Source organism: Tenacibaculum sp. SZ-18, assembly GCF_002813915.1.
In the GTDB taxonomy this organism is placed as follows: domain Bacteria; phylum Bacteroidota; class Bacteroidia; order Flavobacteriales; family Flavobacteriaceae; genus Polaribacter.
On record NZ_CP019335.1, the window covers coordinates 2,943,216 to 2,962,971 of the forward strand.

A 19,756-nucleotide genomic window follows, 5' to 3' on the forward strand; every position below is an offset into this window, starting at 1 on the left:
TAGCCTTCTACTTTAATTTCTACTATTATCTATTTATATGGTTCATCTAATCCATGAACAATTTGACGACTTTCTAACTTTATACTATAGTCTTTGTGCTCACGCTACTCATTAATCGGCAATAATTGGACTTAACCATTTTCTGGTTAAATCATCACTAATTCCTCTTCGTTCGGTATAATCTTTTAATTGATCTTCTTTTATTTTTCCAAGTCCAAAATATTTAGCTTCTGCATTTCCGAAATAATAACCAGAAACACTAGCTGCAGGCCACATTGCTAAACTTTCAGTAAGTTGAACTCCTATTTTTTCTTCAACCTTTAGTACATCCCAAATCGTATTTTTCTCTAAATGATCGGGACATGCAGGATAACCAGGAGCAGGACGAATTCCTTTGTAACTCTCCTTTATTAATTCTTCATTCGATAAGTTTTCTGCAGCCGCGTAACCCCAGTATTTTTTACGAACTTCCTCGTGGAGATATTCCGCAAAAGCCTCTGCAAAACGATCAGCAATTGCTTTAATCATTATAGAGTTATAATCATCATTATTCTTCTCATATTCTGCTGCAAGCTCAGCCGTTCCGAAACCAGCTGTTACACAAAATGTTCCTAAATAATCTTGAATTCCTGAATCCTTTGGAGCAATAAAATCAGACAACGCAATGTTTGGCACTCCTTCCCTTTTCTTTAATTGCTGACGAAGCGTAAGGAATGTAAATTCTTTGCCATCTGCATTTACAATGATGTCATCTTCGACAGAATTCGCTTCAAACAAACCAAAAACTGCTTTAGCTTTTAATAGTTTTTCCTCTATAACTTGGTTTAATAATACTTTGGCATCTTCATATAATTCAGTTGCTTGTTTACCTACAACATCATCGGTTAGTATGTCTGGAAATTTTCCATGTAAATCCCATGATCTAAAAAATGGACTCCAATCGATATAATCTACAAGAAGGTTTAAGTCCAAGTTTTCAATAACATAAGACCCTAAAAAATCAGGTTTTGTAATTTCTGATTCTTCCCAATTAATTTGAAACTTGTTATTTCTTGCTTCCTCAATGGTTACATAATTCTTTTGTTTAGTTCTATTTAAAAACTGATCTCTAAACTTCACATACTCACTACGTATTTCCTCTTTATAGATTTTATTATTCTCCTGTAATAAATTTCCTACTACCGTTACCGCTCTTGACGCATCATTTACATGCACCACAGAATTTGTGTATTTCGGAGCAATTTTAACAGCTGTATGTGCTTTAGATGTAGTTGCACCTCCAATTAACAATGGAATATTCATTTCTTTCTTTTCCATTTCATTTGCCAAATACACCATTTCATCTAAAGAAGGGGTAATTAATCCACTTAAACCAATTACATCAACTTGTTCCTTTTGAGCTACTTCAATAATTTTTTCTGGCGGAACCATAACCCCAAGATCAACGATCTCATAATTATTACACCCAAGTACAACACTCACAATATTTTTACCAATATCATGAACATCTCCTTTTACGGTTGCCATTAATATTTTCCCCGCTGAACTTGCATTACTATCTTTCGATTCTTCAATGAATGGCTGTAAATATGCCACAGCTCTTTTCATTACTCGGGCAGATTTTACTACCTGAGGCAAGAACATTTTCCCACTACCAAATAAATCTCCAACGACGTTCATTCCAGACATTAAATGACCTTCAATAACTTCAATTGGTCTTTCTACACTTTGACGAGCCTCTTCTACATCTTCAACAATAAAGGCATCAATTCCTTTTACTAAACTATGGGTAATTCGATCTTGTAAGGAATTTTCCCTCCAAACTAATTGTTTAGAACTATCCTCTTTTTTAATTCCTTTTACAGTTTCCGCAAAATCTAATAATCGTTCTGTGGCGTCATCTCTTCTATCTAATAGTACATCTTCGACATGTTCTAATAAATCTTTAGGAATTTCGTCATAAACTTCTAACATTGTAGGATTCACAATTCCCATATTCATTCCATGTTGAATGGCGTGATATAAGAAAGCTGAGTGCATTGCTTCTCGAACAACATTATTTCCTCTAAATGAAAAAGAAACATTACTTACACCTCCAGAAACACTTGCATATGGAAGGTTTGTTCGAATCCATTTGGTAGCTTTAAAGAAATCAATTGCATTCTTTCTATGCTCTTCCATACCTGTTGCCACAGGGAAAATATTAGGATCGAAAATGATATCCTCTGGGGGAAATTTCACCACATCCACTAAAATTCGATAGGAGCGTTCGCAAATTTCTATTCTACGTTCGTAATTATCAGCCTGTCCAACCTCATCAAATGCCATAACAATAGTTGCAGCTCCATATCTTTTAATCAACTTAGCCTGGCGAATAAAAGCTTCTTCACCTTCTTTTAGAGAAATAGAATTTACCACACATTTTCCTTGCGCAACTTGCAATCCTGATTCAATAATTTCCCATTTAGAACTATCGATCATTATTGGAATTCTAGCAATATCTGGTTCAGATGCTATTAAATTTAAGAATGTTACCATGGCATGAACACCATCTAACATTCCTTCATCCATATTTACATCTAAAATCTGTGCACCACCTTCTACTTGATCTCTTGCAACTGCGAGTGCCTCTCCATATTTTTCTTCTTTAATTAAACGAAGAAATCTACGTGATCCTGTAACGTTTGTTCTTTCTCCGACATTTATAAAATTACTTTCAGGTGTTATGATTAATGGTTCTAATCCTGATAATTTTAAATATCTCTTCATACCTACTTATCCTTTTAAAGTCCTATTATATTATAGATTCGCTACCTTTAATTGTCTTGGTTGATACTTTTCAGCTATTTCTACAATACCTTTAATATGTTCAGGAGTAGTTCCACAACAACCTCCAATAATATTTAGAATCCCATCCTTTAGATAATCTTCTATTAATGTTTTCATTTCTTCTGGCGACTGATCGTACTCCCCAAAAGCATTGGGTAATCCGGCATTTGGATATGCCGAAGTATAAAAACTGGTATTGTTTGACAATCTTTTTAAGTACGGTTGTAACTGTTCTGCTCCTAATGCACAATTAAAACCAACGCTTAATAATGGAATGTGTGACATTGAAATTAAAAAAGCCTCTACAGTTTGACCAGATAGAGTTCTTCCACTAGCATCTGTTATGGTTCCAGAAACCATGATCGGTATATCTATATTTCTCTCATCTTTAACTTCATCGATAGCGAAAAGTGCGGCTTTAGCATTCAAAGTATCAAATATGGTTTCCACTAGTAATATATCTACTCCACCAGCAACTAAACCTTCGACCTGTTCTTTATACGCTTTTCTTAAATCTTCAAAAGTTACAGCTCTGTATTCTGGTTTATTTACATCTGGAGATAAACTAGCAGTTCTATTTGTTGGACCTATTGCTCCTGCAACAAATCTTGGTTTGTTTGGTTGTTTAACTGTAAACTCATTTGCGACCTCTTTGGCAATTTTCGCAGATTCATAATTTAACTCATATGCTAAATGTTCTAAAGAATAATCTTCCATAGCTATAGAGGTTCCTGAAAAGGTGTTAGTTTCTATGATATCAGCTCCAACTTCTAAATATTTACGATGGACTTCTTTTATCGCTTCCGGCTGAGTTATAGATAATAAATCATTATTTCCTTTTAATGGTGAAGGATGATCTTTAAAACGTTCTCCGCGAAAATCTTCTTCTGAGAAGTTATATTCTTGAAGCATTGTTCCCATTGCGCCATCAAGCACAAGGATTCTTTTTTGAATTTCTGAATAAATTTTTGACATTCCTGATAAAATATTATGATGTGTTATCAGGAAAAGAAGAAGTAATATTCTTTTGAGTTATCTCTCTGTTATACTGAAACAAGTTCAGTGTGAACAGTAGAATTTAGCACCTTCTTTGTGCGATACTGAAACAAATTCAGCATGAACAAAGGGTTGCTAAGGTTTCGCAGGGTCTATTCCCTCCACCTTTCTTAATAACGACAATAATGTTTATGAACTAATAATGTACAAATGTAAATAACTTATTTTAAATAATAAACTTAACATTTACATTAATTTAGATGGTATAGTGTTAAAATTCAACGACAATATCAATTCTCGCGTATTCAAACACGATTATAAAATGAGAATTTTTTTCCTAAACTTAAATTTTAATGAAAAATATCGGACGATAAATATCGATCTCCTCTATCACATATAATAGATACGATTACACCTTCATCAATAGTTTCAGCAAGTTTTAAAGCTGAAGCTGTTGCTCCACCGCTACTCATTCCTGAGAAAATCCCTTCTTCCCGAGCCAAACGAACTGTCATTGCCTTAGCTTCTTCTTGACTTACTTCTAAAACTTTATCGATTTTCTCTCTTTTAAAAATTGCCGGTAAATATTCCTCCGGCCATTTTCTAATTCCTGGAATACGAGCACCTTCTTTAGGTTGAACTCCTACAATTTGAATATCTTTATTTTGTTCCTTCAAATAATCTGAAACCCCAGTAATGGTTCCCGTTGTTCCCATTGCAGAAACAAAATGTGTAACCTTACCATTAGTGTCTCTCCATATTTCTGGACCAGTTGTACTGTAATGTGCTTTTGGATTATCGAAATTATCAAACTGATTTAATCTGAAATAACCTTTCTTATATTTTAATTCCAATGCATGATCAATTGCTCCTTCCATTCCAACTTCACTTGGAGTTAAAATAACTTCTGCTCCGTAAGCACGCATCGTTTTTACTCTTTCGATTGTTGCGTGTTCTGGCATTACTAAAACCATATTCACACCTAAAACTTTTGCCATTAGGGCTAAAGCAATACCAGTGTTTCCACTTGTTGCTTCAACAAGAGTGTCTCCTTTTTTTATGTTCTTCTTTTTTAGTGCTTCAGAAATCATAAAATAGGCAGCTCTATCTTTTACACTACCGCCAGGATTATGTCCTTCTAATTTGAAAAACAGACGAACATTTTCTTTATTAATAATATTTGTAGCTTCAACTAAAGGTGTATTCCCTACAAAATCTGTTATATTTTTTGAAATCATATACTTCTTTTTAAGTATAAATACTGTTTTGTGATTTATAAATAACGGTTGAATTTGCTCCTACTGACTTAGTAATGCAAACGTTTGCACCAATAACTGTATTCCGACCAACTGTGATATTTCCTAAAATAGTTGCGTTAGCATAAATAGTAACATTACTTTCAATTGTTGGATGCCTTTTGACTTCAGCTAATTCTTTTTTAACTTGAATTCCTCCTAATGTTACTCCTTGATAAATACTGACGTTATTTTCGATTACAGTTGTTTCTCCGATAACAACGCCAGTTGCATGATCAATAAAGAATGAATTTCCAATTGTTGCACCAGGATGAATATCAACGCCTGTAAGACTGTGAGCATACTCACTCATCATTCTTGGTAGAATTGGGACATTAATTTTATATAACTCATGACTTAATCTATAAATTGCAATAGCATGAAACCCAGGATAAGCTAAATAAACTTCACCTAAACTTTTGCAAGCCGGATCAGTACTTTCAAATGCTTTCGCATCTAAATCTAACTTTTCTCGGATATTACAAAACGATGTTTGATAGTACATCCAAATTTCATTAGCTTTCTTGACTGATAAACCATTTAGAATCTTCACGAATTGTTTTTTTAAATGATTTGCCTTTTCTCGACAAACATCCTCGAACAAAGCATAAAACAGCTGCTTGGTAAAAAGTTCTACATCCTCTTTAAGCGATAAGTTGTAATTACTAAATTCCATTTTTACTTTATTATCCTCTATTTTAATCTATTATAAAAGATACTGAAATAAATTCAGTAGTATTAACTCTCAGGTGCTAATTCAACCTCTAAACCTTCTAATGCCGATGTTATTTGAATTTGACAACCAAGTCTACTATTCTCTTGCACATCAAATGCTTCCGCTAACATCGCATCTTCATCATCAGTCATTTCTGATAACTCGTGACTAGAATTTACATAACATTGACAAGATGCGCACATTGCCATTCCACCACAAATACCAATAGTTCCTTCTGGAGCTAATTCGTAAGAACGAACAACTTCCATTAGATTCATTGCCATATCTGTCGGGGCAACTACCTCATGAATTACACCATCACGATCTTTAATTTTTATAGTAACATCTTGCTCCATTACTCAATAGCTTTAACCACTGCTTTTGGTGCTTCTTTTTTTGTCCCATCAAATCCTTGAACTCCTCCAACAGTTGTATATTTCATTACATACTTCTTGTCTGGAAAAATTCTTTTATATGCACTTTGACACATTAAAGTAGCCTCATGGAATCCACATAAAATTAATTTTAATTTACCTGGATACGTATTTACATCTCCAATGGCATAAATTCCAGGAATATTTGTTTGATAGTCTAATGCATTATCCACTTTAATAGCATTCTTCTCTATCTCTAATCCCCACTTTCCTATTGGACCTAATTTTGGTGCCAAACCGAATAGCGGAATAAAATGATCGGTGTCTAAAATAAACGGTTCTTTATCTTTTTGTTCAACCACAACTCCTGTAACATGATCATCTCCAAGAATTCCTTTCACCTCAGCTGGAGTAATTAAATTAATCTTACCTAAGTTTTTTAGTTCTTGAACTTTTTCTACAGAATCTAAAGCACCTCTAAATTCATTTCGTCTATGAATTAAGGTAACCGATTTTGCCACATCAGTTAAGAAAATCGACCAATCCAAAGCCGAATCACCTCCACCTGCAATTACTACATCTTTATTTCTATATAATTCAGGCTCTTTGATCATATATTCAACTCCGCAATCTTCGAATTTTGATAAATTCTCAATTTTTGGTTTTCGAGGTTCAAAACTTCCTAATCCTCCTGCTATTGCTACAACTGGAGCTTTATGTTTTGTTCCTTTATTCGTCGTTATAATGAAACTACCATCTTCTTGTTTTTTAATCGTTTCTGCTCGCTCTCCTAAGGTAAATCCAGGTTGAAACTGTTTTCCTTGTTCCAATAATTTCTCAGTTAAATCTCCTGCTAAAATCTCTGGATATGCTGGAATGTCATAAATTGGTTTTTTAGGATAAATCTCCGAACATTGTCCACCTGGCTGAGGCAATGCGTCAATTAAATGACAATGTAATTTTAATAAACCTGCTTCAAAAACTGTAAATAAACCTGTTGGACCTGCTCCAATAATAAGTACATCTGTTTCAATCATTACTCTTGCTTTTCTACTAAGCTCTTTGTGAACTCGTTTAATTGTTCTACTTTTTGTTCAAAGTTTCCTTTGATAATATTTCTATAATCGTTTAGATTTTTGACCAAATCATCAATTTTATCTGGAATTACTTCTTCAAAAAACTGACGTAATCTTTTTGCTGTTGTTGGTGATTTTCCATTTGTTGAAATTGCTATTTTTACATTTCCTTTAGTTACAATTCCGCCCATGTAAAAATCACAATAAGGAGGATTATCAGCTACATTTACTAACTTCTGCTGCTCTCTACAATCCATATATACCTGAATATTTACTGCAGGCTTATCTGTTGTAACAATTACCATATGCTTGCCCTTCAAATAAGATGTTTTGTAAGAATCTTCTATCAAGGTAACTGCTCCTTTTTTAGCTAATTCAACAGTTCCTTCTCTAAACATTGGAGATACCATTGTTACTTTTGTGGCTGGACTTGATTTTAATAAAAATGTAAGTTTTTCCTCTGCTACAAAACCACCTCCAACAATAAGAATTTCGAGCTTTTCTACTTTTAAAAAAACAGGATACAAATTATTTCTTTCTTCGCTCATATTATGCTGTTTCTGTTAAAATATTGTGTTGAATATCTAATATTCCCTTTCGGTGTTTTACAACTTTTCCAAGTATAATAATGGCGGGATTACTTAATTGTTTTTCTTTTACTACATTTTCAATTGTATTAACGGTCCCAATTCCTATTTTTTCTTCTGGAGTGGTTCCGTTTTGAATAATCGCTACTGGTAAATTATGTTTACCTTCTTTCTGAAAAAGCTCTAGTATCTCAGATAATTTTCCCATACCCATTAAAATTACAACAGTAGCTCTAGATTTCGCCGCCAATATTACATCACTTGATAATTTATGTTGTTTAGTAGTTCCTGTGATTACCCAAAAACTTTCTGAACTTCCTCTTTTTGTTAATGGAATATTTTGATAAGCGGGCACAGCAAGAGATGAAGAAATTCCAGGGACCATTGCAACTTCTAATCCATTTTTTGCTGCATATTCCATTTCTTCTGCTCCTCTACCAAAAACAAACGGGTCTCCTCCTTTTAAACGAACTACATGACCATGTGATTTACCACGCTCTACAATTAGCTCATTAATTTGTTCTTGTTGATATCGATAGCAACCTCTCCTTTTTCCTACAAAAATTAATTCTGCATTCGGATTCACATATTCCAGTAAATCAATATTAACTAAAGCATCATACAAAACAACATCTGCATTTTTTAAAGCTTTAATTGCTTTCAACGTTATTAAATCGACATCTCCAGGACCTGCTCCTACAACTGTAAGTTTTGGTGTTACCATCATCATTCTATTTTAATTTTCTACCACTAGTTTTCTAAAAATATCTATCTTTTGACAAAAGTCTTTTGCTTGACTTAAGTAATTGTAAGCAAAATCTTTAGACGGCTTTTTTTTATTAATCTGATAAATTAGACTAGGGAAATTTTCGGATAATACAATCTTATTTTTCTCGATAAACTCTTCCTGAAAACTCTGAATAATACCACTATGCGTATTGGTTTTTAATCCTTCAGAAGTTAATAAGGCTTTTGCTGTATTAACAAACGCTGAATACGCGTAATAAATACTATCTGACCATTGCTCCTTCTCAAAAGCTTCTGTTGCATTTTCTAATTTCTCCTCACTTTCAAATAACAAGGTAGTTACCAAATCAATTACGACGCCAGCACACTCACCAACTCCTATTGCCTTTACATAATTTTTATCATGTCCCCAGTCGATAAAATCATCTTCAGTTAAATTTGTCGTATTTGATAAATGTTTCAAAATGTCATAAAAATAAGTCTTACCTTGACGATCATAGTATGCTAAGAAATCTTCATTTTCAGTACAATTATTTTCAAAGTCATTTAGCAATATTCTCAAAGCTTTTGGTCCTCTTTTACTTGGAACTTTAATTACTTTGTCTGAAAATCGACCTTGACCATTTCCTAAAACTCCTCCTCCTAACAAAATTTGCAATGCTGGAGCTACCAATGGACCCGATTTAATTGACATTCCTTGGAAACCAATATGCGCCATATTATGTTGACCACAAGCATTCATACAACCGCTAATTTTAATAGTGACTTCTTTATTATTGATATATTGAGGATATTCAGCTTTCAAAACTCTTTCAAGTTCCACTGCAATTCCTGTGCTACTTGCAATTCCTAAATTACAGGTATCAGTTCCAGGACACGCTGTTATATCAATCAAACTATCATATCCCGCATCAGCAAATCCTAGTTTTTTAAGTTCTGTAAAAAAGAAAGGTAAAAACTCTTCTCTAACATGACGGATTAAAATATTTTGACGTAATGTAAAACGCAATTCATTTGCAGCATAATTCTTAATTAAATCTGCTAGGAGTCTAGCTTTATCCGTATAAAAATCCCCTAAATGAACCTTAATACCAATCGCAAATAGTCCTTCTTGTTTTTGAGGAATCACATTTGATTTTTTCCATTCATCATACTCCGATTCATTTTCAATAGTTACGGAAGGAACTTCCTCTGACTTAAAAGTGATTTCGGTTTCAAAATCTGAAGTGTCAATTGTATAAGTTTGATACTCTAATGCTCTTTTCTCATTTTCAACCAACGTTAAAAACCCGTCTAAACCTAAGTCTTTAACTAAAAACTTTAATCTTGCTTTTGCTCTTTTCGAACGTTCACCATAACGATCAAAAACTCTTAAAACACCTTCAATAGTTGGAATTAACAAATCAGTTTCTAGGAATTCATACATTACGTCTGCATGCCTTGGTTGAGAACCCAAACCTCCTGCTAATAATACTTTAAAACCTTTAACTTCTGTATTTCCAATCTTCTTCAATTTTGCAATAAAACCTAAATCGTGCATAAAACTTAAGGCAGTATCTGCTTCTGTCGCAGAAAAAGACATTTTAAATTTTCTTCCCATTTCCTGACAAATAGGATTTCTTAAGAAAAATTGAAATGTAGCATGTGCGTAAGGTGTCACATCAAAAGGTTCGTTTACATCAATCCCAGCAGTTTCCGATGCTGTAACATTTCGTACTGCATTTCCACACGCTTCACGTAAAGTGATATCGTCTTTTTCTAACTGTGCCCATAATTCAGGGGTACGATCTAAACTTACATGATGAATTTGAATATCTTGACGGGTTGTGATGTGTAATCTTCCTCTAGAAAACTCATCAGAAACATTTGCAATTCGATGTAACTGTTCACTAGTAACTTTACCATAAGGTAGTTTTATACGAATCATTTGAACGCCTAATTGTCTTTGCCCATAAACTCCACGCGCTAAACGTAAACTTCTAAATCGCTCTTCATCTATTTGTCCATCTTTGAAAAGACGTATTTTTCTTTCCAACTCTAGAATATCTTTTTCTACAAGTGGGTTTTCTATTTCACTTCTAAAACTTTGCATGACTTCCTACTTTATTTATGCAAAAAATGTTGCTTTTTTAATAATTCTTCCTCGGTTTCAGTATGATTATCATCTGGAACACAACAATCAACTGGACAAACAGCTGCACACTGTGGTTCTTCATGAAATCCTTTACACTCTGTACATTTATCTGGTACTATGAAATAATAATCATCAGAAATTGGCTCTTGTTCGTCATCCGCATTTAACTTCACTCCATCTAAAAGCTCAATATCTCCTTCCAAAGATGTACCTTGACTATATTTCCAGTCTTCCGCTCCTTCATAAATAGCAGTATTTGGGCATTCAGGCTCACATGCTCCACAATTGATGCATTCGTCTGTTATAATAATTGCCATAATTTGATTAGTTTATAAAACCTACTCCAGATGTATTATTAGTTTTTGGATCGATAAGAATAAAAGCTCCATTAGATTTATTCTCTTTATACCTATCAACGAGTAATGGTTTACTTAGTTTTAGTTGGACCTTTCCTATTTCATTGATGGATAATTTTGAAGGATTTTCATCCCTTCCTGAAAAATCGGTATTTATAATATTGTCTAGACTTATGATCTTTACTTGAGCATCATTTACACCATGCTTGATATAATATTTATCTGAAGCTTTTAATGGTGATTTATCCATCCAACAAATGGTTGCCTCTAACTGCTTTGTCATATGAGGTATTTCTCCTGATTTTACGATCATATCTCCTCTACTCACATTTACATCGTCCTCAAGAGTTAATGTAAACGAACTTCCACTCTTTACTTCATTGAATTCTTGATCAAAAAAATTGATACTTTTTATAGTAGATTCAATGGCTGATGGTAACACAGTTACTCTATCACCAACAGCAAAATTGCCTCCGTATAATTTTCCTGCATATCCTCTATAATCATGAAACTCATCTGTTTTTGGTCTGATTACAGATTGAACTGGAAAACGAGCTTGAGCGTAGTTCTCCTTTTCTTCAAGATTTAAACCTTCCAAGTATTCTAAAATACTTGGACCAGAGTACCAATCGATATTAGATGAAGAATTGACAACATTATCTCCATGTAGTGCAGAAATGGGAATGAATGTAATCCTCTGAATTTTATAATCGCTTTTTTCAGCTAAATATTTAATTTCTCCTTTAACTTGATTGAACTTTTCTTCTGAATAATCAACCAAATCCATTTTATTTACTGCAACTACAACTTCTTTAACTTGTAATAAATTATTGATAAAGAAATGACGATACGTTTGTTCTACAACTCCATTTCTAGCATCTACTAAAATGATGGATGCTTGCGAGTTTGAAGCACCAGTCACCATATTTCTAGTATATTCAATATGACCAGGAGTATCTGCTATAATAAAGCTGGTTTTGGGTGTAGAAAAGTAAATATGTGCGACATCAATTGTAATTCCTTGTTCACGCTCCGCAACTAAACCATCTGTGGCCAAAGAAAAGTCTAAATAGTCAAATCCACGTTGTTGACTTTTTTCTTCTATTGCCTGCAATTTATCTTCGGTTAGTGAGTTTGTATCGTATAAAATTCTACCTATCAGAGTACTTTTTCCATCATCTACACTACCTGCTGTTGCTAATTTAAGTACATTCATTTTGTATTTTTTTAGGCGAGCTGGGACTGTAAGTAATTATTAATATAATCCCCAAAATATTTTTCCTTACAGTCTTTCGCTCCTATAATTATTTTTTTTATTAAAAATATCCCTGTTGCTTTCTTTTTTCCATTGCGGCTTCCGACCTTTTATCATCAATTCTTGCACCTCTTTCCGAAATTTTCGAAGCTCTAATTTCTTCAACAACTTTATCAATATTACTCGCATCTGATATAACAGCTGCGGTGCAGCTCATATCTCCAACTGTTCTAAATCGAACAGTACGCTCTTCAATTAATTCATCTTCATCTCTATACACAACCTCGTCATTTGCTGACCAAATAAAGCCGTCACGAACAAATGTTTCACGTTTATGAGCGAAATAAATTGACGGAATTTCAATTGCTTCTTTCTGAATATATATCCACACATCTAATTCTGTCCAATTGGAAATCGGAAACACACGGACATTTTGACCTAAATCAATTCTTCCGTTTAACATGTCGAATAATTCTGGCCGTTGATTTTTCTCATCCCATTGTCCGAAATCATCTCTTACAGAAAAAATCCTTTCTTTAGCTCTTGCCTTTTCTTCATCTCTTCTTGCACCTCCAATACATGCATCGAATCCGAATTCTGCAATCGTATCCAATAAAGTTTCTGTTTGTAAAATATTTCTACTTGAATATTTCCCAGTTTCTTCCTTTACCTTACCAGCATCGATATTATCCTGTACATTTCGAACAATTAATTCCAAACCCAATTCTTTGACCAACCTATCCCTAAATTCAATTGTTTCAGGGAAATTATGACCTGTATCTATATGTAGTAATGGAAAAGGTATTTTTGCAGGATAGAATGCTTTTTGTGCTAATCTTACTAGGGTAATACTATCTTTTCCCCCTGAAAATAATAACACAGGCTTTTCAAACTGTGCTACTACTTCTCGAAGAATATATATTGCTTCACTTTCTAATGCTCCGACACTTAATATATTTGTACTCATTACGGTATTTTTTAAATATGTAAACCACATTCTCTATTGTTTTCAACCTTTGTAGGATCGAAATATTTAAACTCATTTGGTAAGTTATACTTTTCAAGATATGCATCCAATTCTTCATCTGAAAAATTGTAAAACGGACTAACTTTAATAATTCCATCTTTACTTACCGATACAATATCTATACTATTTCTAAATGCTGTTTGGCCTCTTCTTAAATTTGTGAACCAGACATCTGGTTTATGTTCATTCATGGCTCTTTTAAAAGGCTCTAATTTTACCTGCGTAGTAAAGATTGCATGATTCGGATCATCAATAGTCGGCAATCCCAACACGACATCTCTATGAGCACTCGTTTGCTTTGGAACATATAAATGAACATTCAACTGTAAATTATGAATTAGTTCCTCAGCATGCTGATAAGTTTGAGGCGTGTTATAACCTGTATCACACCAAACCACAGGAATATCTTTATTTTGAGAAACTACAAGATGTAAAATTGCACTTTCATAAGGTCTAAAATTTGTAGTGATTACGGGATTTTTAGCAACACTCAAACTCCATTTTATGATTTCCTCTGGAGATTTTCCTTCCAGTTGTTTATTGATTTCTACTATATCTATTTTTTCTAAACTCATCTTTTACCCCATTTAATGGTATTCCAAACTCTTTCGTGAAAAAAGTATAATATCATTTTTGTTATTAATTCAATCGCTCCTATTGATAAGGCCGTATCTATTTTTCCTGTAATCATCCAAGAAATCAGCACCGTATCTAAAGTTCCTACAGCACGCCAGCTAATGGACTTTACGATACTTCTAATAGGTTTCTCAGAATCCTTATCTTCATTATAATTCGTTTTACTTTCTAGTACTTGTTCTACAATCATATCATTAAAATACATTTACCCTATCGGGTTAGTAGGTTTTAATATTCAACAAATATACATTCCTAAATCTAATATCAAAATTAAAGTTCAAAAATTAACACTATGATAATATTTGTAAAATCTATACTAAATCGGCAAGTGTTGTATTTCTTAGGATATCAAGGGTGTTATCACGAACTTGAATCATTAATTTATGAACAGAACATTTGTCTTCATCTGGACAATCAGCACACTTTTCATAAAAATTTAGACTCACACAAGGAACCATCGCAATAGGACCTTCAAGTGTTCTAATCACTTTTGTCATTTTAACTTCGGAAGCTTCTTGTAATAAATAATATCCGCCTCCTTTTCCTTTTTTGGCTCCCAAAACGCCCGATTTTCTTAAGGTAAGTAAGATACTTTCTAAAAATTTATGTGATATATTTTCACTTTCAGATATTGTAGCTATCTGAACCTTAACTCCTTTTTCTTGCCTAGCAATAAAAGTAAGTGCTTTTATACCATATTTTGTCTTTTTAGAAAGCATATTACAAATATATACTTTCTTCTTTTATTTAATTATTCAGAGCTTGATCCAAATCTTTTATTACATCATCTACAAATTCCAACCCAACAGAACATCTAACTAAACCATCTGTAATTCCAACCTCTAATCGATCTTCTGTACTTAATTTACTGTGGGTTGTAGATGAAGGATGCGTAACAATTGTTCTACTATCTCCTAAATTAGCCGATAAAGAACATAACTTTATACGATCTAAAAACCTTCTTCCTGCCTCTACTCCGCCTTTAATTTCAAATACAACAATATTACCACCCAAACGCATTTGTTTTTTCGCAACCTTATATTGTGGATGAGATTTCAGAAATGGGTATTTTACAAAATTCACTTCTGAATGACTCTCTAAAAACTGGGCAACTTTTAATGCATTCTGACAATGTTTGTCCGCTCTAACTGCTAGAGTTTCTAAACTTTTTGAAAGAACCCAAGCATTGAATGGTGACATTGCAGGTCCAGTATTTCTAGAAAACAAATAGATTTCTCTAACCAAATCAGCCTTTCCAACTGTAACTCCACCTAAAACACGTCCTTGACCATCAATTAACTTAGTTGCTGAATGAATTACCAAATCGGCACCGAACTTAATAGGATTTTGAAGGTATGGTGTAGCAAAACAATTATCGACAACTAATAACAACTTATGCTTTTTAGCAATGGCTGATAATAACTCTAAATCTAAAATATCAACAGCAGGATTTGTTGGTGATTCCGCATATAATATTTTTGTATTCGGTTGAATCAATGATTCTACTTTATCCACCTCATTTACTTTGAAATAACTAGTTTCAATATTCCATTTTGGTAAATACTTTGTAAACAAACTATGAGTAGATCCAAACACAGAGCGAGATGAAACAATATGATCTCCAGAATTTAGCAACGCCCCAAAAGTTGAAAATACAGCAGACATTCCTGTTGCGAAAGCATAACCAGCCTCTGCTCCTTCCATAGCAACAATTTTATCCACAAACTCAGTTGTATTTGGATTTGAAAATCGACTATATAGGTTACGCTGCTTTTCCTCTGCAAAAGAAGCTCTCATATCTTCAGCATCATCAAAAATAAAACTCGACGTAATGTATAATGGTGTCGAATGCTCAGAAAACTGAGATCTTTCTGTTTGAATTCTTACCGCCTGTGTTTCGAAATTATGGCTCATATTTCCTCCTTGTTTAAAACTACCTTATAATTAATTTTAGCAGTTTGCTCTATAATTTTTGCTACTGAACAATACTTTTCTAGCGCTAGATTTGTTGCTTTTTTTACTTTATGACTGCTTATTTCTCCATCAAAACTATACGTAATTGTTATTTCCTTAAATATTGATGGAATTTGATCTTCTACTCTAGAGGCATCAATAGAGACTTTATAATCAAAATCAACAACCTTTTGTTTGTTTAAAATCTTTACAACATCAATACTACTACAACTGGCTAAACTCACTAACATCAATTCCATTGGACGAATGGCATTCACTTGAGTATAATCAACAGTTTGTCCAACTAGTAATGAATAACCGGTTTGGTTTTTAGCTTCAAAAACTAAATGTTTGTTATAGTTAGATAATTCAATATTCATTTTATTATTTTTTGGTTAATCTTAAAATATCTCCGAAAACACCTCTTGCCGTTACTTCTGCTCCTGCTCCTGCACCTTGAATAACTATCGGTTGGTCTCCATAAGATTCTGTATATATTTCAAAAATAGCATCCGATCCTTTTAAACTGCCTAATGGAGTATTTTCTGCTACAGAAACTAATTTGACATCTAAAATTCCCTTAGTTTGTTGAAGATCTCCATGTAAATCTCCAATATATCGTAAGACATGATTTTCATCCTGACTAAGTTTAATTTCATTGAAATAATCATTTAGTTTGTCGCAATTATCAATAAACTCAACTGCACTAGAATCTCTGAACTCTTCTGGAATTAAATTCTCAATATGGATGTCTTCAAATTCGTTTTCTAAATCGAGTTCTCTCGCTAAAATCAAAAGTTTTCTTGCTACATCATTACCACATAAATCTTCTCTAGGATCTGGCTCGGTATATCCATTATTTATTGCTTCTTTTAGTACAGTATCAAATGGTATATTTTCTTCTGAGTATTTATTGAAAATAAAACTTAAAGAACCCGAGAACACACCTCTAATTCGGGTAATATTTTCTCCAGAATCATGTAATAATTTAATCGTATCGATTAAAGGTAATCCAGCGCCAACATTGGTTTCATAGAGATATGTTTTCTTGTTATTCTCTAATACTTGTCTTAGTTTTTTATAAAAAGAATGAGAAACAGTATTGGCTATTTTGTTTGACGAAACTAAATCGAACCCGTTTTCAACTAATGGGATATAATTCTCTATAAAATTTTGATTTGCAGTATTATCTACAGCAATTAGATTTTCTAAATGATGAGCTTTTGCAAAATCAATAACTTCATCTACAGAACTTTCAATCGAACTTTCATTTAATTTCGTTTGCCAATTATCATCTATTCCATATTTAGAAAGTAATACCTTTTTAGAATTTGCAACTGCGAAAATATTCAGTTGAACTTTTCTTCTATCTAAAATTGCAGGAGTACTTTTTATGATTTGCTCAATTAATGTTCCTCCAACTAATCCTTTACCAAAAACAGCAATATTTATTTTTTTTGCTACGCCGAATATTTGTCCGTGTATTACATTTACAGCTTTATGAAGTTCTTCTTTCTTTACAACTAAACTTACATTTTTACCAGTAATGGTATTGTTGAATAATAAAGGAACTATTTGATTTTGAATTAGCGCATTGTATGGTAAATGAAACTCGCTTAAATCTTGACCGATTATTGAAATTACTGCCACATCATTTACAATACTAATATGGTTTACATCTTTGGTTTGTAAATCATACTCAAACTCATGCTTCAATGCTTTGACAGCTAATTCCGCTTTTTCTTTGTCTACTACCAATCCAATTCCTCTTTCAGAAGATCCTTGAGAAATAATACTTACACTAATATCATGACTTCCTAAAGATTTAAATATCCTTGCATCAACACCAACTTTTCCTAACAAACCTCTTCCTTCAAAATTTAATAAGGCTACATTATCTAAAATAGAAATTGATTTAATTCCTTTTGCTGAAGACTTTGCAGTTATTAAAGTTCCTTCATCTTTTTGATTGAATGTATTTAAGATTCTTAAATTGATATTCTTCTCAATTAACGGTATAATGGTTTTTGCATGTAAAATATTCGCACCAAAATTTGCTAATTCATTCGCTTCAGAAAATGATAATTCTTCTATTTTCTTTGCATCTGAAACCAAATCAGGATTCGCAGTAAATATTCCATCTACATGTGTATAGTTTTGTAATTCATCTGCGTCTAAATAATTTGCCAATAATGATGCTGTATAATTACTACCATTTCGACCTAAAGTTGTTGTTTCATTTTTTAAGTTAGAACCTATAAATCCAGAAACTACGTTTACCGTTGTACCATTATGTTTTTTATAATAGTTGACAATATTCTCTTTAGAAACTCCTTCTATAGGTTGTGCATTTCCAAAACTCTCATCTGTTTTTAACAATAAGCGAGCATCGGTAGCATTTGCATTTATGCCTCGTTGTTGTAATAATTCAGTTACCGTCTTTATAGCAATTAATTCACCTTGGGCTAATACTTCATCTTTTACTTTTGTACTAAAATCTTCCAACAAGCTAACTCCTTCTAACAACTTCTCTAGTTTGTTAAACTCTGCACTAAAATCTAATAACGGAGTAATTTGTCTTTGACTTAATTTAAACGCCTCTAATTGTTCTTGGTATACTTCACTTGAAGAAGCTTTTTTTAATATTGATTCTAATTCATTAGTAGCGTTTCCTCTAGCAGAAACGACTACTGTAATATTATCACCACTATCAATTTTACTTTCAATAATATCTATAACTTTTAATATTCCTTCGTTTGATAATGATTTCCCTCCAAACTTTAAAACTTTCATTTTTTTAGTCTTTTCGTTCTTGTTAAATATTGGTGTAAATATGTTTTCTAATTGATTGTATTCGATTAAAAACGCATCGTGTCCGTGTACCGAATTAATCTCATTGTACGTTACATTAGCATTATTTTGCGCTAATTCTTTAAAAGTTTCTCTATTCTCTTCTGCGGTAAAAAACAAGTCAGAATCTACTCCTATGATGTGAATTTCTGCATTGATATTTACTAGTTTATCCTCGTCGTTATTTACATCCGTAACATCAATCGTTTTCAATAATTGATTCATCAATTTATAAGAAGCTAACTGATATCTTTCTTGTAGTTTTTTTCCATGATGTAACAACCAACTTTCTACATTAAATAAAGTTGATTCTTCATTTTTACTTCTATGAAAACGTTGTTTAAATGACTCCGGAGTTCGATAACACAACATTGCATGCATTCTAGCGTCATGTACTGGATTATTTGAATTTGTAAGAAATAACTCCTGAATTTGACAATTTGCGATTAACCAATCTGTCGATTTCCAGTCTGTAGCAATCGGAATTAGATGCTTGGTTATATTTGGATGTAAAACTGCCATTTCCCAAGCAATTCCTCCACCAAGTGACCCACCAACTAAAGCAAATAATTGCTCAATTCCTAACTCTTTTAATCCTAAAAGGAAAATTTTTGCAATATCTCTAGCTACAAAACTTTTATAATCGTCGATTAAAAAATCGTCATAACCGTTTCCTGGAATATTAAAACAAAGAATAGAATATGAATTGATATCAATAACTTTATCGACTCCAATAATATCTTTCCACCATCCAGAATCTCCAGCAACATTACTATTTCCTGTTAGCGCATGATTTACTAGAATTACTGGTGCAGTACCCAATTCTCTTCCAAACAATTGATAACTTAATCGTATATCAGAGAACTGAGTACCACTCTCAGTAACATAACTAAGAATATTTATATGAGATAAATTGTTTTTCACCG

General features: G+C 32.8%; 18 protein-coding genes and 1 riboswitch. All 18 genes read right to left on the bottom strand.

Annotation, left to right across the window (positions count from 1 at the left end; all coding sequences use genetic code 11):
• Positions 1-111: 111 nt before the first annotated feature.
• The 18 genes from metH to thrA all read right to left on the bottom strand — a co-directional run bounded on the left by metH (position 112) and on the right by thrA (position 19,754).
• A complete protein-coding gene (metH, locus tag BTO06_RS13230; RefSeq protein ID WP_100925762.1) occupies positions 112-2,769 on the bottom strand; it encodes a methionine synthase in 2,658 nt (885 codons plus the stop codon).
• 30 nt (positions 2,770-2,799) lie between these two features.
• A complete protein-coding gene (locus tag BTO06_RS13235; RefSeq protein WP_100925763.1) occupies positions 2,800-3,804 on the bottom strand; it encodes a homocysteine S-methyltransferase family protein in 1,005 nt (334 codons plus the stop codon).
• A 54-nt stretch (positions 3,805-3,858) separates the two neighbouring features.
• A riboswitch (SAM riboswitch) is annotated at positions 3,859-4,005 on the bottom strand.
• Between the two features lie 170 nt (positions 4,006-4,175).
• Entirely contained in the window at positions 4,176-5,063 is an 888-nt protein-coding gene (cysM, locus tag BTO06_RS13240; protein WP_100925764.1) for a cysteine synthase CysM, read from the bottom strand.
• A 10-nt stretch (positions 5,064-5,073) separates the two neighbouring features.
• Positions 5,074-5,796, bottom strand: a complete 723-nt coding sequence (gene epsC, locus BTO06_RS13245) for a serine O-acetyltransferase EpsC (protein ID WP_100925765.1) — start codon at positions 5,794-5,796, stop codon at positions 5,074-5,076.
• Between the two features lie 62 nt (positions 5,797-5,858).
• Entirely contained in the window at positions 5,859-6,191 is a 333-nt protein-coding gene (locus BTO06_RS13250; RefSeq protein WP_100925766.1) for a 2Fe-2S iron-sulfur cluster-binding protein, read from the bottom strand.
• Positions 6,191-7,246 (bottom strand): NAD(P)/FAD-dependent oxidoreductase, encoded by a 1,056-nt coding sequence (locus tag BTO06_RS13255; RefSeq protein ID WP_100925767.1) that lies wholly within the window; start codon positions 7,244-7,246, stop codon positions 6,191-6,193. The genes BTO06_RS13250 and BTO06_RS13255 overlap by 1 nt, the downstream gene beginning before the upstream one ends.
• Positions 7,246-7,833, bottom strand: a complete 588-nt coding sequence (locus BTO06_RS13260) for a precorrin-2 dehydrogenase/sirohydrochlorin ferrochelatase family protein (RefSeq protein WP_100925768.1) — start codon at positions 7,831-7,833, stop codon at positions 7,246-7,248. Before BTO06_RS13260 ends, BTO06_RS13255 begins: the two co-directional genes overlap by 1 nt.
• A gap of 1 nt (position 7,834) precedes the next feature.
• On the bottom strand, positions 7,835-8,602 hold the full coding sequence (gene cobA / locus BTO06_RS13265) for a uroporphyrinogen-III C-methyltransferase (RefSeq protein WP_100925769.1): 768 nt from the start codon (positions 8,600-8,602) through the stop codon (positions 7,835-7,837).
• A 6-nt stretch (positions 8,603-8,608) separates the two neighbouring features.
• On the bottom strand, positions 8,609-10,711 hold the full coding sequence (locus tag BTO06_RS13270) for a HEPN domain-containing protein (protein ID WP_100925770.1): 2,103 nt from the start codon (positions 10,709-10,711) through the stop codon (positions 8,609-8,611).
• 11 nt (positions 10,712-10,722) lie between these two features.
• Positions 10,723-11,070, bottom strand: a complete 348-nt coding sequence (locus BTO06_RS13275; protein WP_100925771.1) for a 4Fe-4S dicluster domain-containing protein — start codon at positions 11,068-11,070, stop codon at positions 10,723-10,725.
• Between the two features lie 7 nt (positions 11,071-11,077).
• Positions 11,078-12,325, bottom strand: a complete 1,248-nt coding sequence (locus tag BTO06_RS13280) for a sulfate adenylyltransferase subunit 1 (RefSeq protein ID WP_100925772.1) — start codon at positions 12,323-12,325, stop codon at positions 11,078-11,080.
• A 100-nt stretch (positions 12,326-12,425) separates the two neighbouring features.
• Positions 12,426-13,331: a sulfate adenylyltransferase subunit CysD gene (cysD, locus tag BTO06_RS13285; RefSeq protein WP_232731462.1), complete on the bottom strand. Its 906-nt coding sequence runs from the start codon at positions 13,329-13,331 to the stop codon at positions 12,426-12,428.
• A gap of 11 nt (positions 13,332-13,342) precedes the next feature.
• Positions 13,343-13,966, bottom strand: a complete 624-nt coding sequence (locus BTO06_RS13290) for a phosphoadenosine phosphosulfate reductase domain-containing protein (protein ID WP_100925774.1) — start codon at positions 13,964-13,966, stop codon at positions 13,343-13,345.
• Positions 13,963-14,217, bottom strand: a complete 255-nt coding sequence (locus BTO06_RS13295; RefSeq protein ID WP_100926790.1) for a DUF2061 domain-containing protein — start codon at positions 14,215-14,217, stop codon at positions 13,963-13,965. Before BTO06_RS13295 ends, BTO06_RS13290 begins: the two co-directional genes overlap by 4 nt.
• A gap of 121 nt (positions 14,218-14,338) precedes the next feature.
• On the bottom strand, positions 14,339-14,746 hold the full coding sequence (locus tag BTO06_RS13300; RefSeq protein WP_100925775.1) for an RrF2 family transcriptional regulator: 408 nt from the start codon (positions 14,744-14,746) through the stop codon (positions 14,339-14,341).
• Between the two features lie 28 nt (positions 14,747-14,774).
• Entirely contained in the window at positions 14,775-15,941 is a 1,167-nt protein-coding gene (locus BTO06_RS13305) for a trans-sulfuration enzyme family protein (RefSeq protein WP_100925776.1), read from the bottom strand.
• Positions 15,938-16,360 carry an OsmC family protein gene (locus tag BTO06_RS13310; protein ID WP_100925777.1) on the bottom strand — a complete coding sequence of 141 codons (423 nt, stop codon included), beginning with the start codon at positions 16,358-16,360 and terminating at the stop codon, positions 15,938-15,940. Before BTO06_RS13310 ends, BTO06_RS13305 begins: the two co-directional genes overlap by 4 nt.
• Before the next feature lie 4 nt (positions 16,361-16,364).
• Complete coding sequence (gene thrA / locus BTO06_RS13315) at positions 16,365-19,754, bottom strand: bifunctional aspartate kinase/homoserine dehydrogenase I (protein ID WP_100925778.1); 3,390 nt, start codon at positions 19,752-19,754, stop codon at positions 16,365-16,367.
• Positions 19,755-19,756: the final 2 nt, after the last annotated feature.

Coding starts and splice junctions, on each gene's coding strand:
- BTO06_RS13275 (WP_100925771.1), bottom strand. CDS start 11,070: ATGGCAATTATTATAACAGACGAATGCATCAATTGTGGAGCATGTGAG.
- BTO06_RS13280 (WP_100925772.1), bottom strand. CDS start 12,325: ATGAATGTACTTAAATTAGCAACAGCAGGTAGTGTAGATGATGGAAAA.
- BTO06_RS13300 (WP_100925775.1), bottom strand. CDS start 14,746: ATGCTTTCTAAAAAGACAAAATATGGTATAAAAGCACTTACTTTTATT.
- BTO06_RS13310 (WP_100925777.1), bottom strand. CDS start 16,360: ATGAATATTGAATTATCTAACTATAACAAACATTTAGTTTTTGAAGCT.
- BTO06_RS13260 (WP_100925768.1), bottom strand. CDS start 7,833: ATGAGCGAAGAAAGAAATAATTTGTATCCTGTTTTTTTAAAAGTAGAA.
- BTO06_RS13295 (WP_100926790.1), bottom strand. CDS start 14,217: ATGATTGTAGAACAAGTACTAGAAAGTAAAACGAATTATAATGAAGAT.
- cobA (WP_100925769.1), bottom strand. CDS start 8,602: ATGATGATGGTAACACCAAAACTTACAGTTGTAGGAGCAGGTCCTGGA.
- BTO06_RS13250 (WP_100925766.1), bottom strand. CDS start 6,191: ATGGAGCAAGATGTTACTATAAAAATTAAAGATCGTGATGGTGTAATT.
- BTO06_RS13290 (WP_100925774.1), bottom strand. CDS start 13,966: ATGAGTTTAGAAAAAATAGATATAGTAGAAATCAATAAACAACTGGAA.
- epsC (WP_100925765.1), bottom strand. CDS start 5,796: ATGGAATTTAGTAATTACAACTTATCGCTTAAAGAGGATGTAGAACTT.
- cysM (WP_100925764.1), bottom strand. CDS start 5,063: ATGATTTCAAAAAATATAACAGATTTTGTAGGGAATACACCTTTAGTT.
- BTO06_RS13255 (WP_100925767.1), bottom strand. CDS start 7,246: ATGATTGAAACAGATGTACTTATTATTGGAGCAGGTCCAACAGGTTTA.
- BTO06_RS13270 (WP_100925770.1), bottom strand. CDS start 10,711: ATGCAAAGTTTTAGAAGTGAAATAGAAAACCCACTTGTAGAAAAAGAT.
- metH (WP_100925762.1), bottom strand. CDS start 2,769: ATGAAGAGATATTTAAAATTATCAGGATTAGAACCATTAATCATAACA.
- BTO06_RS13235 (WP_100925763.1), bottom strand. CDS start 3,804: ATGTCAAAAATTTATTCAGAAATTCAAAAAAGAATCCTTGTGCTTGAT.
- cysD (WP_232731462.1), bottom strand. CDS start 13,331: ATGAGTACAAATATATTAAGTGTCGGAGCATTAGAAAGTGAAGCAATA.
- BTO06_RS13305 (WP_100925776.1), bottom strand. CDS start 15,941: ATGAGCCATAATTTCGAAACACAGGCGGTAAGAATTCAAACAGAAAGA.